Consider the following 12003-nt stretch of genomic DNA (forward strand, 5'->3'; position numbering starts at 1 on the left):
GGGTGGGGTGGGGTGGGTGCCTCTGGTGGTGGGTAGCGCTGGGTGCGGGGGGTGGGGCCGGCGACAGGGGCTCGCCCCCCGTTTCGATGCGGCGTCGGGGCTTGCGGAACCGCCACTCTCAGCCTTTGCCTGCACGACCATTCCTGACGGGCCGTCAGTTCAGTAACCTGACACGGCGTCAGCTTTTGGCGCCGGCCGGGCCGCGCGAGCGCCGGGGACCTTCGAGCAGGAGTGGGCGGAACGATGCTTGGATCGACTCACGGCACCCTCACCACCGACTTCCGCGCCAGGGTGGTGGCCTGCGGCGAGGAGCCGCACGCCGCCGTCCACAGCATGACGGCCGCCGCCGCGGAAGGCGGTCTCGACGTCAGCGGCCGTCCGCTGCACGCGGCCGTCCCGGATCTGGACCGGTTCTTCCGGCCGGAGTCCGTGGCTGTCATCGGCGCGTCCGACACCGACGGCCGGCCCAATACCGGCATCACCCGGCAGCTGATCGCCTGGGCCGAGCGGGTCGGGGCGCGGCTGTATCCCGTGCACCCCACGCGGGAGTCCGTCTTCGGGCGGGCCTGCTCTCCTTCCGTGTCCGAACTGCCGGAACAGGTGGATCTGGCGGTACTGCTGGTCGGTGACCCGCTCCCGGTGATCGAGGAACTCGCGCACGCCAAGGTGAAGTTCGCCGTCGCCTTCGCGTCCGGTTTCGCGGAGACCGGGGCGGCGGGCGCCGCCGCGCAGGCCCGGCTGGCAGCCGCGGTGGAGCGGTCGGGGCTGCGGCTGCTCGGGCCGAACACCAACCTCAACGCCTTCGAGGAGTTCCGGGACGACCTGGAGGGGCCGGCGATCGCACTGATCACCCAGTCCGGCCACCAGGGGCGCCCCGTCTACACCCTCCAGGAGCTGGGCGTGCGGCTCTCGCACTGGGCGCCCACGGGCAACGAGGCGGATCTGGAGACCTCCGACTTCATCTCGTACTTCTCCCAGCGACCCGAGGTCGGGGCCATCGCCTGCTACGTGGAGGGGCTCAAGGACGGGCGCTCCTTTCTGCTCGCCGCCGACCGGGCCGCCCGCGCCGGGGTCCCGGTGGTGGCGGTCAAGGTCGGGCGGACGGAGACGGGGGCCAGGATGGCCGCGTCACACACCGGCAAGCTGACCGGCGCCGACCAGGTCGTCGACGCGGCGATGCGGCAGTTCGGCGTGATCCGGGTGGACGGCCTCGACGAACTCCAGGACACCGCCGCCCTCCTGGCGCGGGCGCGCAAGCCGCTGGCCGACGGGGTCGTGGTGTATTCGATCTCGGGCGGCACGGGCGCGCACTTCTCCGACCTGGCGACCGCGGCGGGCCTGGACATCCCGGTCCTCTCCGAGGAGAAGCAGGCCGAGCTGCACACCTGGATACCCGACTACCTGAACGTGGCGAACCCGGTCGACAACGGCGGGCACCCGGTCGGTGACTGGCGCGGCCGGAAGATCATCGACGCGATACTCGCGGATCCCTCGGTCGGGGTGCTGATCTGTCCGATCACCGGCCCCTTCCCGCCGATGAGCGACAAACTCGCGCAGGACCTGGTGGACGCGGCGGAGGCCACGGACAAGCTGGTGTGCGTGGTGTGGGGTTCGCCGGTCGGCACCGAGGACGCCTACCGCACGACGCTGCTCGGCTCCTCGCGCGTCGCCACCTTCCGCACCTTCGGCAACTGCATCACCGCGGTGAAGGCCTATCTGGACCACCACCGCTTCGCCGCCTCCTACCGCTCCCCCTTCGACGAGGCGCCGCGCACGCCGTCGCCCTCCTTCCGCAAGGCGCAGGCACTGATGCGTCCGGGCCACCAGCTGAGCGAGCACGCGGCGAAGCAGCTGCTGCGGGCGTACGGAATCCGGGTGCCCCGCGAGCAGTTGGTGACCAGCGCCGCGGCGGCCGTCCGGGCGGCCGGGCTGGTCGGCTACCCCGTCGTCATGAAGGCCTCCGGCGCGCGGCTGGCCCACAAGACCGAACTGGGCCTGGTGAAGGTCGGGCTCACCTCCGCCAGCCAGGTGCGGGACGCCTACCGCGAACTGACTGACATCGCGCGCTACGAGGACATCGAGCTGGACGGAATCCTGGTCTGCCAGATGATCGAGCGGGGCGTCGAGATGATGGTCGGCGTCACGCAGGACGCGCTGTTCGGCCCCACCGTGACCGTCGGGCTCGGCGGCGTTCTGGTCGAGGTGCTGCACGACGCGGCGGTGCGGGTGCCGCCCTTCAGTGAGGACCAGGCACGGGCGATGCTCGGCGAACTGCGCGGCCGGGCACTGCTGGAAGGGGTGCGCGGCGGGGCGCCGGTGGATGTGGACGCGCTCGTCGAAGTGGTGCTGCGGGTGCAGCGGATGGCGCTGGAACTGGGCGACGACCTGTCCGAGCTGGATATCAACCCGCTGATGGTGCTGGGTCGCGGGCAGGGCGCGGTGGCGCTGGACGCACTCGCGGTCTGCCGCTGAACAACGCGCCGGGCAACGCGCTGACCGCCGCGCCGACCAAAGCCACCGCCGCGCCCGCCAACGCGCCGGCCAAAGCCGCCACCGAACCCGCCCACTGCCCCGCCCCCCGACCCGACACCTGCTCAGGAGCTGCCTCATGCCGTCCTCCCCCGAAGACACCACCGACCGCAGCGGCCGGCACGACCCGTCCGGATCGCCTGATTCATTGATACTCCACGCCACTGACAACGGCGTCTCGACGATCACCCTCAACCGCCCGGAGGCGATGAACGCCGTCACCTGGGACCAGCGCGAACGCGTCATCGCGCTGCTCGCGGAGGCCTCCGCCGACCCCGGGATCCGGGCCGTCGTCCTGACCGCCACCGGCCGGGGCTTCTGCGCCGGGGCCGATCTGCGGGGCGCCCCGGTCTCCGGCGACCGGGTGCCGGGCGATGTCGCCCGGACGATCCGGCTCGGCGCCCAGCGCCTGATCGCCGCCGTCCTGGACTGCGAGAAGCCCGTCATCGCGGCGGTCAACGGAACGGCGGCCGGTATCGGGGCCCATCTCGCGTTCGCCTGCGATCTGGTGCTGGCGGCCGAGTCCGCGAAGTTCATCGAGGTGTTCGTGCGCCGCGGCCTCGTACCGGACGGCGGTGGCGCGTACCTGCTGCCCCGGCTGGTCGGGCCGCAGCGCGCCAAGGAGCTGATGTTCTTCGGGGACTCGCTCCCGGCCCGGGACGCGGAGCGCCTGGGACTCGTCAACCGGACCGTGCCGGACGAGGAGCTGGCGGCGACCGCGCGGGCCTGGGCCCAGCGGCTGGCCGAGGGGCCCACCCGTTCGATCGCCCTCACCAAGCAGCTGGTCAACGCCTCGCTGGACGCCGACCGCGCCACGGCGTTCGCCGCAGAGGCGATGGCCCAGGAGATCAACATGACCACGCAGGACGCCAACGAGGGCGTGGCGAGCTTCGTGGAACGGCGGGCACCGAAGTACCGAGGGATCTAAGGTCTTTCGTTCGGATCACGGCTCACGGCGATGACAGCCCGCTCGTGTCCAGGTCCAGGCCGAACGGGTCCGGAAGCCGCAGAACCGCCCCGAACGGGTGCGGACCGTCCACCCGGGTGTAGCCCAGGTGCCCCGGCTCGGAGAACAACGTCACGCTGGCCTCGATCCGGTCGACCAAGAGGTACAGGGGCGCCCGGCACTCGGCGTACCGGCGGCGCTTCACGACCCGGTCGGTCTCCGCGTTCGACTCGGACGTGACCTCCACGACAAGGAGCGTCTGGTCGGGGAGCAGCGCCCCGCCGCCCCTGGCGAGCGCCTCGGGGACCACCGCGATGTCGGGGACGTACCAGTTCGAGGAGCCGGGCAGGTCCAGATTCCCGGAGCCTTCGACACACCCCAGCTCATCGACACGGTCCTCGATCTGCCGGCGGACCACTCGGGCCGCACGTTGGTGGTCCCAGGTCGGTGAGACCGGCTCGATGATCCCCTCGATGACCTGGACCCGGTCCCCGCGGAACCGCTGCACGGCGAACTTCAGAGCACGCTCGGAGCCGATGTCCTGGCCGTAGCCGGGCGCACTGGTCATCGCGCCGCCTCTCGACCGGTCGATCCTTGACGACTCAGCGTAGCCGCCACCGAACCACGTGTCGTCGCGGCGACGGGCGGCGGAGCGCCCTGCGAAGACCGGAGGCCCTCCCGCCCTTCCCATCTGACGCCTCGTCAGCTCTAATCGAGGAGTGATGGGACACGCAGGCATGGCCGCAACCGCCGTCCGCTACCTCAGGTCCGTCGGCGCCGCGACGGCCGTCGCTCCGGTGCCGGTCGATCCGCTGCCGCGCCCGGCCCTGCGGGCCGTCGCGGAGGACGAGCGGCTGCCCGTGGATCCGGACGAGTTCCGCCGGGTGCTGGGGCACTTCGCGAGCGGGGTCACCATCGTCACCGCGCACGATCCGGACGGTCCCGGCGGCACGGCCGGTCCGGCGGGTTTCGCCTGCCAGTCGTTCGCCTCGCTCTCGCTGGACCCGCCGCTGGTCACGTTCATGGTCGCCCGTACGTCGACGACCTGGCCGCGCATCGCCCGCGCCGGGGCCTTCTGCGTCAACATCCTGGGGGCGGAACAGGGCGCGCTGTGCCGGTCGTTCGCGGTGAGTGGGGCCGACAAGTTCGCCGGGGTGAGCCATACCCCCGCTCCCGCGACCGGGTCGCCGCTGCTGGACTCCGTGCCTGCCTGGGTCGACTGCCGCATCCAGGCCGTCCACACCGGCGGCGACCACTTGATCGTGGTCGGCCGGGTGGAGGCGCTGGGGGCGGCGGAGGGCGGGGTCGGGGACGGGCCGCTGCTCTTCCACCAGGGGGCGTTCGGGCGCTTCAGCCGCTGAGCGCCCCCGCTCACAGGACGGCGGCGGACGCCGAACCACGCCGGATCACCAGCGCCATCAGCGCCGCCGTCGCGCACAGCGCCCCGGACGCGTACCAGACCATGTCGTACGAGCCGAAGTGGTCGCGGGCGACCCCGCCGAGGAACGCCACCAGGGCGGCGCCCACCTGGTGCGAGGCCAGGACCCAGCCGAAGACGATCGCGCTGTCCTCGCCGTACCGCTCCCGGCACAGGGCCAGCGTCGGCGGGACCGTGGCGACCCAGTCCAGCCCGTAGAACACGATGAAGAAGACCATCGGCGGGTGCACGGTCGGTGCCATCAGCATCGGCAGGAACAGCAGCGAGATCCCGCGCAGCGCGTAGTAGACGGCCAGCAGCCGGCGGGCTTCGAAGCGGTCGGTGAGCCAGCCCGAGAAGATCGTGCCGATGATGTCGAAGATCCCGATGACGGCCAGCAGCGAGGCCGCGGCGGTGATGGGCATGCCGTGGTCGTGCGCCGAGGGCACGAAGTGCGTACGGATCAGGCCGTTGGTCGTGGCGCCGCAGATCGCGAAGGTCCCGGCCAGCAGCCAGAACGGCCCGGTGCGGGCGGCGTCGAACAGGACGCGCAGGGTCCGGCTCGCCACGCCTCTGGCGGGTGCGGGCTTGTCCGCGTACTCCCCGCCGTACGGGGCGAGGCCCACATCGGCCGGGTGGTCGCGCATCAGGAGCCAGACGAACGGGACGACGGCCAGGGCGGCGAGCGCGACGGTCACCGAGGCCGGGCGCCAGCCGTGCCGGTCGACGATCCAGGCGCAGAGCGGCAGGAACACCAGCTGACCGGAGGCGCCCGCCGCGGTGAGGATGCCGGTGACCAGGCCGCGCCGGGCGACGAACCAGCGGTTGGTGACCGTCGCGGAGAAGGCCATCGCCATCGAGCCGGTGCCGAGGCCGACGAGCAGCCCCCAATAGATCATCAGCTGCCAGGCGGCCGTCATCCAGACGCTGGCCAGCGCCCCGGCGGCGACCGCGCTGAGCGCGACGACCACGACGCGGCGGATGCCGAACCGGTCCATCAGCGCCGCCGCGAACGGCGCGGTGAGCCCGTACAGCGCCATGTCGAGGGAGACCGCGAGGCCGATCTGCCCGCGCGACCAGTCGAACTCCGTGTGGAGCGGGTCGATGAGCAGCCCGGGGAGGGAGTTGAAGGCCGCGCCGCCGATGATCGTCACGAAGGTGACGGCGGCGACGATCCACGCGCGGTGGATACGCGGCTGGGGCCGCGCCTCGGAGGCGGTCCGCCGGCGGGCGCCCGGGGCGGAGGATTTCGTTGTCTGGGGCACGTCACTCAGCATCCGGCCACCGCCCCTCCCCGACGAGTGGCCCGAGGGACACTGTTCGCAGGAATCGGGCCATGACGAATCGGGCTCCCGGCCCGGCACCGGAACGGACCGGTGAGCGGACGCGCCGCGCTGCGTCAACCGGCCCGCCTCAGGTGCCGGTTGACGCAGCGCGTACGCTCACCTGCTTCGGCGGCCCGTTTCACGCGGACAGGCCCGTACCGCAGCATCCACATCCTCGGAGTACCTCATGCACTGGGTCGCACGTCAGAGATTCCACCATCGGTCCGCACTGATGCAGGGGTGGGGCGTCGCCCTGCTGTTCGCCGCCTGCGTCCTGTGGATCTGGCTGGCCTTCCTGCTGGCCGATCAGGCCGACGCGTACTGCTACAGCACCGTCTCGAACTGCGAGCGGATCACGGACCTGCCGGAGCTGATCACCCTCCTGACCCTGTCCGTGCCACTGTCGGTCTTCGGTGCGGCACTGCTCATCGGCGGCAGTGTGCGCCGGCAGACCAGCGCACACATCCACCAGGTCATCGAGATGCAGTTGGCCGAGGACCGGGCACGCGAGAAGTGACCGCCACGGCGTGCACGCCCCAGACGGCAGCCGCGCCCACCGCGTACCAGAGCAGGTCCGGCGCGTTGAACGTCGAGCCCAGCACCAGCCGCGCCACCGCGCTGTGCCGGGACAGCTCCGCGGGCGCCCCGGTCAGCTGGAGCAGCTCGACGGCCCAGCTGACCGCCAGCCCCGTGACCGCCACCACGGCCGGCCGGGCGCGGGGTGCGCACAGCGCGACGAGGGCGCAGATCAGGACCGTGTAGAGCGCGTCCCCGGCGTACTTGGCGAGGTCCCCGTCCGCGACGGTACGGACGCCGAGCCCGGCCGCGACCGTGACCACGGCCGCCCCCGCCGCGACGAAGCGGCGCCGGTACGGGGAAGCGGGGGATGCGGGCGACGCGTCACGCACGGCGTTCTCGCGGTCCACGGCGGAAATGCGCGCGTGGTCGGCTGACTTTTCCTTCACACCGATGACATGTATCAGCTTATGGTCTATACCAGCTAGTGGGTGAAGGGAGTCCACGGTGCCGCACCGAGTCGTCGTTCTCGCCCTCGATGGGCTGCAGTCCTTCGAACTGGGCATCCCCCAAAGGATATTCGGCCGTTCACTCGGTTCCGAGCCGCTCAACCGGGGCGAGAAGCTCTACGAAGTGGTGACCTGTTCGGTCCGCGCACCCGGTCCCGTCCACACCGACGCGGACTTCACGATCACGGTCGAGCACGGCCCGGAGGCCCTGGCCACCGCCGACACGGTGGTGATCCCGGCCAGCCACGAGCTCGGCCCCGTCTACACCGAGGGGCGGCTCACCGACGAACTCGCGGCCGCCTTCGCGTACCTCAGGCCCGGCACCCGGATGGTCTCGATCTGCACCGGCGGCTACGTCCTCGCCGCCGCCGGATACCTCGACGGGCGTCCCGCCACCACTCACTGGTCCTCCGCAGACCACTTCCAGGCACTGTTCCCGGCGGTGCGGGTCGACCCCGACGTCCTGTTCATCGATGACGGCGACGTCCTGACGTCCGCCGGGGTCGCCGCCGGGATCGACCTCTGCCTGCACATCGTGCGCCGCGACCACGGCACCGCCGTCGCCAACGACGTCGCCCGGCGCACCGTCGTACCGCCGCACCGCGACGGCGGCCAGGCGCAGTACATCCAGCGCCCGGTCCCCGACGCCCAGCTCGCCGGCACGACCACCGCACGGGCCTGGGCGCTGGGGCGGCTGGAACGGCCGATCCTGCTGCGCGACATGGCGCAGCAGGAGTCGACGAGCGTACGGACGTTCACCCGGCGGTTCCGTGAGGAGGTCGGGATCAGCCCGGTCCAGTGGCTGACCCAGCAGCGGGTGGAGCGGGCCCGCCAGCTGCTGGAGTCCACCGACCTGTCGATCGACCAGGTCGCCAGGGACGCCGGTTTCGGCACGCCCACGTCGCTGCGGCAGCACCTCCAGGCGACGCTGGGAGTGTCCCCGACGGGGTACCGCCGGACGTTCCGGGCAACGGCGGGAGACCGCTGCTGAGCGGCTCCCCGCCCACGGAACACCCTCGGAGCATCCTCGGAGAGAGCACCCTCAGAGCATCCTCAGAACACCAGCACCCCCCGTGCCACCCGCCCGTGGTGCGCGTCGTCCGCCGCCTTGGCGAAGTCCTCCACCGGGTAGGTCTCGGTGACGAGTTCGTCCAGCAGCAGCCGGCCCTCCCGGTACAGCTCCGCGTACAGGGCGATGTCGCGTTGCGGGCGCGAGGAGCCGTAGCGGCAGCCGAGGATCGACTTGTCCAGGTACATCGACGAGACGAGGAACGACGCCTCGGCCGTCGCCGCCGGTACGCCCAGCAGGATCGCCTGGCCGTGCCGGTCGAGCAGGTCGATCGCGGTACGGATCAGCTCGGTGCGGCCCACGCACTCGAAGGCGTGGTCGGCGCCGTGCGGCAGGATCTCCTTGACGCCCTCGGCAGAGGTCAGGAAGTGGGTGGCGCCGAACTGCCGGGCCACCGCCTCCTTCGCCGGGTTGGAGTCGATGGCGACGATGGTCAGCGCTCCGGCGATCCTGGCGCCCTGGATCACGTTGAGCCCGATGCCGCCGGTGCCGATCACGACGACGCTCTCGCCCCGGTCGACCCTGGCCCGGTTCAGTACGGCTCCGACTCCCGTCAGCACTCCGCAGCCGATCAGGGCCGCCGAGGTGAGGGGCAGGTCCGCCGGGATCTTCACCGCCTGCACGGCCTTGACCAGGGTCCGTTCGGCGAACGCCGAGTTGGACGCGAACTGGTACAGCGGCTTCCCGCCCCGTGAGAACGGCTTGCCCGGCATCCCGATCGCCTTGCGGCACATCGTGGGGCGGCCCCGGTCGCACTGGGCGCAGGCACCGCAGCTGGCGAGCGTGGACAGGGACACGTGGTCGCCGGGCGCCACATGGCTCACTCCGGCCCCGACCGCCTCGACCACGCCCGCGCCCTCGTGCCCGAGCACCACCGGCAGCGGGAACGGGATCGTCCCGTCGATCACCGACAGGTCGCTGTGGCAGAGTCCTGCCGCGGCCACCGCGACCAGCACCTCGCCGGGACCCGGATCACGTATCTCCAGATCGTCGACGACCTCGGTCCGCTTGCCGTCGAAGACGACGCCTCTCATCTCGGCTCCCTCGGTAGGCCGAGCACGCGCTCGGCGATGATGTTCCGCTGGATCTCGTCCGAGCCGCCGTAGATGGTGTCGGACCGGGTGAACAGGAACAGGCGCTGTGCCTCGTCGATCTCGTACGGGGCGGCGGGCGACCAGTCGTGCGGGCCGACGGCTCCGGCCGCGCCCCTGATCTGCACGGCGAGTTCGCCCAGCCGCTTGTGCCAGCCGCCCCAGAGGAGTTTCGCGACGCTGGGCGCGCCGGGGTCGCCGGTGGTGCCGAGGGTGCGCAGGGCGTTCCAGCGCATGGTCCGCAGCTCGGCCCACTGCCGGACGAGCCGCTCGCGCAGGACCGGGTCCTCCGTGGCGCCGCTGTCGACGGCCGCCCGGACGACCCGGTCCAGCTCGGCGGCGAACCCGATCTGCTGGACGAGCGTGGAGACGCCGCGCTCCAGGGCCAGCAGACCCATGGCGACGGCCCAGCCGTTGCCCTCGCCGCCGACCACCTCCGCCGCGTGCGCCCCGTCGAGGAAGACCTCGTTGAACTCGCTGGTCCCCGACATCTGCCGGATCGGCCGCACCTCGATCCGGCCCGGCTGGTCCATCGGCACCAGCAGGAACGACAGCCCGTGGTGCCGCCGCGATCCGGGCTCGGTACGGGCCAGTACGAAGCACCAGTCGGCGTCCCGGGCGAGCGACGTCCAGACCTTCTGCCCGGTCACGCGGTATCCGCCGCGCTCCGGATCGCGTACGGCGGCCGTCCGCACCCCCGCCAGATCCGAACCCGCGCCCGGCTCGCTGTACCCCTGGCACCACAGGGCCTCGCCACGCGCGATGGGCGGCAGGAAGCGGCGGCGCTGCTCCGGGCTGCCGTGGGCGATGAGGGTCGGGGCGAGCAGGTTCTCCCCGATGTGGCCGACGCGGGCGGGGGCCCGGAGCCGGGCGTACTCCTCGGCCCAGACGACCTGCTGGGTGAGGGTGGCCCGCCGCCGGCTGCCGGCCGCCTTGCCGCCGTCCTCCCAGCCGAGGCCGATCCAGCCGCCCCGGCCGAGTTCGCGCTCCCAGGCGCGGCGGACGGCGATGCCCTCGTGTTCGCTCCCCGGGCCGCCGGTGCCGATGCCCGCCGCGTACGCGTCGACGAGGTGGCCCTCCAGCCAGCTGCGGGCCTCCTCGCGGAACGCGGCGTCGTCGGGGCCGAAGGTGAAGTCCACGGTGCGTCCTTTCGTTTACGGGGGTGGAGGCACCCATCGCGGGCCCGCCCGGCTGTCCGGGGCCGGTGCCCATTTCAAGCCCGTCCAGCTGTCCGGAGACCGGCGCCCATTTCAAGCCCGTCCAGCTGTCCGGAGACCGGCGCCCATTTCAAGCCGTCCGGCTGCCCGGGGCCCGGCGCCCATTTCAAGCCCGTCCGGCGATTGAGGACCGGGGTCCGGGGCAGCGCCCCGGAGGCTCCGCCCCCGCACCCCCGCTCCTCAATCGCCGGAGGGGCTTGAAATGGGGACTGTCCCCGCGGACTCGCCCCCCAACCGCCGAGGAGGCTTGAAATGGGGGCTGCCCCGCCGAACTCGCTCCCCAACCGACGAAGGCGCTTGAAGTGGGCGCCGCCCCACCGGAAAGGCGAGGCGTGGCCACCGTCCCCACCGGAAGGGCGAGACGTGGGCGCCGCCCCGCCGGAAGGGGCGCGAAGTGGACACCGCCGGACCGGCGGGAAGAGCGCACCGGGCTACGAATTCGGCCGCTTCGCGGCTCGCGCCGCCTCTGCCATCGCCTCCAGCTGCGCCAGCATCGGCATCGGGTCCGTGCCCACCGTCCCGGGCAGGAAGTCCGCGATGCGTTCCGGGGTCCAGGCCTCGCCCTCCGCGTACCCCGCGCGCAGCTCCCTCGGCTGGGCCCAGACCGCGATCTTGGGGCCCGCGATGGTGTACACCTGCCCGGTGATGCTCTCCGCGCGGGCCCGGTCGCTGAGGAGGTAGACGACGAGCGCGGCCACGTCCTCCGGCTCACCGATCTCCTTGAGCTCCATGGGTACGTTGGCGGACATCCGGGTCCGCGCCACCGGGGCGACCGCGTTGGCCGTGACTCCGTACTTGTGCAGGCCCAGCGCCGCGCTGCGGACCAGCGAGATGATCCCGCCCTTCGCCGCGCTGTAGTTCGCCTGGGCCACGCTGCCCTGGTGGTTGCCGCTGGTGAAGCCGATCAGGGTGCCCGCGCCCTCCTGCTTGCGCATCACCGCGGACGCGGCCCGGAAAACGGTGAAGGTGCCTTTCAGGTGGGTGGCGACCACGGGGTCCCACTCCTCCTCGGACATGTTGAACAGCATCCGTTCGCGCAGAATGCCGGCCACGCACACCACCCCGTCGATGCGCCCGAACCGGTCCAGCGCGGTGTCCACGACCCGCTGTCCGCCGGCCATGGTGGAGATGTCGTCGGCCACCGCGACCGCCTCGCCGCCCGCCGCCACGATCTCCTTGACGACGGACTCGGCTATCTCGCTGGCGGGTTCGCCGCCCTCGATGGAGACGCCGTAGTCGTTGACGACGACTCTCGCCCCCTCGGCCGCCGCGGCGATCGCGACGGCCCGCCCGATGCCCCGTCCGGCACCCGTGACGGCCACCACTTTGCCTGCCAAGAAGTTCCCCATGCCCGGCCCCTTCCCGCGGTTTCTGACGGACCGTT

The 12003-nt window shown here is 72.2% G+C and carries 11 protein-coding genes; 5 read left to right on the forward strand and 6 right to left on the reverse strand.

Annotation, left to right across the window (positions count from 1 at the left end; translation table 11 throughout):
- Positions 1–243: 243 nt before the first annotated feature.
- Positions 244–2472 carry an acetate--CoA ligase family protein gene (locus tag ACZ601_RS25140; RefSeq protein ID WP_469541755.1) on the forward strand — a complete coding sequence of 743 codons (2229 nt, stop codon included), beginning with the start codon at positions 244–246 and terminating at the stop codon, positions 2470–2472.
- A 136-nt stretch (positions 2473–2608) separates the two neighbouring features.
- Entirely contained in the window at positions 2609–3457 is an 849-nt protein-coding gene (locus ACZ601_RS25145; protein WP_440579056.1) for an enoyl-CoA hydratase/isomerase family protein, read from the forward strand.
- 22 nt (positions 3458–3479) lie between these two features.
- Here ACZ601_RS25145 and ACZ601_RS25150 read toward each other — a convergent pair whose 3' ends face one another.
- Entirely contained in the window at positions 3480–4043 is a 564-nt protein-coding gene (locus ACZ601_RS25150; RefSeq protein ID WP_469541758.1) for a Uma2 family endonuclease, read from the reverse strand.
- Positions 4044–4212: 169 nt separating this feature from the next.
- Here ACZ601_RS25150 and ACZ601_RS25155 point away from each other — a divergent pair, with 169 nt between their 5' ends.
- On the forward strand, positions 4213–4836 hold the full coding sequence (locus ACZ601_RS25155; protein ID WP_469541761.1) for a flavin reductase family protein: 624 nt from the start codon (positions 4213–4215) through the stop codon (positions 4834–4836).
- A 10-nt stretch (positions 4837–4846) separates the two neighbouring features.
- Here the strand turns inward: ACZ601_RS25155 and ACZ601_RS25160 are convergent, their stop codons facing one another.
- Positions 4847–6169 (reverse strand): MFS transporter, encoded by a 1323-nt coding sequence (locus ACZ601_RS25160; RefSeq protein WP_469541764.1) that lies wholly within the window; start codon positions 6167–6169, stop codon positions 4847–4849.
- Between the two features lie 235 nt (positions 6170–6404).
- On the opposite strand from ACZ601_RS25160, the gene ACZ601_RS25165 reads away from it, so the two are divergent.
- On the forward strand, positions 6405–6734 hold the full coding sequence (locus ACZ601_RS25165; RefSeq protein ID WP_469541766.1) for a hypothetical protein: 330 nt from the start codon (positions 6405–6407) through the stop codon (positions 6732–6734).
- On the opposite strand, the gene ACZ601_RS25170 is transcribed toward ACZ601_RS25165, so the two are convergent.
- On the reverse strand, positions 6691–7125 hold the full coding sequence (locus ACZ601_RS25170; protein WP_469542210.1) for a ribosomal maturation YjgA family protein: 435 nt from the start codon (positions 7123–7125) through the stop codon (positions 6691–6693). The two genes, ACZ601_RS25165 and ACZ601_RS25170, sit on opposite strands and share 44 nt — an antisense overlap.
- Before the next feature lie 115 nt (positions 7126–7240).
- Here ACZ601_RS25170 and ACZ601_RS25175 point away from each other — a divergent pair, with 115 nt between their 5' ends.
- On the forward strand, positions 7241–8233 hold the full coding sequence (locus tag ACZ601_RS25175; RefSeq protein ID WP_469541768.1) for a GlxA family transcriptional regulator: 993 nt from the start codon (positions 7241–7243) through the stop codon (positions 8231–8233).
- A gap of 62 nt (positions 8234–8295) precedes the next feature.
- On the opposite strand, the gene ACZ601_RS25180 is transcribed toward ACZ601_RS25175, so the two are convergent.
- The 3 genes from ACZ601_RS25180 to ACZ601_RS25190 all read right to left on the reverse strand — a co-directional run bounded on the left by ACZ601_RS25180 (position 8296) and on the right by ACZ601_RS25190 (position 11968).
- The gene (locus ACZ601_RS25180) at positions 8296–9345 is read right to left on the reverse strand and encodes a Zn-dependent alcohol dehydrogenase (RefSeq protein WP_390085977.1); all 1050 of its coding nucleotides are present in this window, start codon (positions 9343–9345) and stop codon (positions 8296–8298) included.
- The gene (locus ACZ601_RS25185; RefSeq protein ID WP_469541771.1) at positions 9342–10541 is read right to left on the reverse strand and encodes an acyl-CoA dehydrogenase family protein; all 1200 of its coding nucleotides are present in this window, start codon (positions 10539–10541) and stop codon (positions 9342–9344) included. The genes ACZ601_RS25180 and ACZ601_RS25185 overlap by 4 nt, the downstream gene beginning before the upstream one ends.
- A gap of 509 nt (positions 10542–11050) precedes the next feature.
- The gene (locus ACZ601_RS25190) at positions 11051–11968 is read right to left on the reverse strand and encodes an SDR family oxidoreductase (protein WP_469541773.1); all 918 of its coding nucleotides are present in this window, start codon (positions 11966–11968) and stop codon (positions 11051–11053) included.
- Between the last annotated feature and the right edge of the window lie 35 nt (positions 11969–12003).

It is taken from the genome of Streptomyces sp. NPDC104307 (assembly GCF_055584045.1).

Bases quoted from the DNA above. Each gene is read 5' to 3' on its own strand.
- ACZ601_RS25155 (WP_469541761.1), top strand. From the start codon at position 4,213: ATGGCCGCAACCGCCGTCCGCTACCTCAGGTCCGTCGGCGCCGCGACG.
- ACZ601_RS25160 (WP_469541764.1), bottom strand. From the start codon at position 6,169: ATGCTGAGTGACGTGCCCCAGACAACGAAATCCTCCGCCCCGGGCGCC.
- ACZ601_RS25180 (WP_390085977.1), bottom strand. From the start codon at position 9,345: ATGAGAGGCGTCGTCTTCGACGGCAAGCGGACCGAGGTCGTCGACGAT.
- ACZ601_RS25140 (WP_469541755.1), top strand. From the start codon at position 244: ATGCTTGGATCGACTCACGGCACCCTCACCACCGACTTCCGCGCCAGG.
- ACZ601_RS25190 (WP_469541773.1), bottom strand. From the start codon at position 11,968: ATGGGGAACTTCTTGGCAGGCAAAGTGGTGGCCGTCACGGGTGCCGGA.
- ACZ601_RS25145 (WP_440579056.1), top strand. From the start codon at position 2,609: ATGCCGTCCTCCCCCGAAGACACCACCGACCGCAGCGGCCGGCACGAC.
- ACZ601_RS25150 (WP_469541758.1), bottom strand. From the start codon at position 4,043: ATGACCAGTGCGCCCGGCTACGGCCAGGACATCGGCTCCGAGCGTGCT.
- ACZ601_RS25165 (WP_469541766.1), top strand. From the start codon at position 6,405: ATGCACTGGGTCGCACGTCAGAGATTCCACCATCGGTCCGCACTGATG.